This is a genomic window from Angustibacter peucedani, assembly GCF_054779595.1.
Window position 1 is genome coordinate 2,276 of the sequence record NZ_BAAGXY010000138.1, and the last position, 396, is coordinate 2,671.

The following is a 396-nucleotide window of genomic DNA, read 5'->3' on the forward strand; positions in this document are numbered from 1 at the left end:
GCCAATGGACCCTGGCGGCATGGGGGAACTGGGTGTAGTTGAGGCAGAGCAAACCGAAAACGGCGGACTGACTATCCGCCTGTTTAAGCGGAAATACATGCTGAGCGATGAAGGGGAGATCGTCAAAACAAAAGGGGCTCCTATGGATGTTCCGGCCAACAGTTGGATCGACGTACGCCTCGACATGCCTGAGGATAGCATCTGGAATACAAGATCTTCTGAAGCTTCTCTGGAACTGACAGAGCAGCCAGCAGTCATTCAGCCTTAAAAATTAATAGGCGAACCCAAATTGATCTGCATTCCATTTAAAACTACTGTATATAAACACAGTAATAAAGGGAGTGCAGATTATGCCCCGAAATTCAGATATTCAAGCCGCCTTTATTGCGGCCATAG

1 protein-coding gene is annotated in these 396 nt (G+C 47.7%); it reads left to right on the forward strand.

Features of this window, described 5'->3' with window-relative positions:
- A partial coding sequence (locus ACYVJ4_RS17745) for a phage tail fiber protein (protein ID WP_460461411.1) occupies positions 1-268 on the forward strand: 268 nt, incomplete at its 5' end.
- Positions 269-396 lie beyond the last annotated feature (128 nt).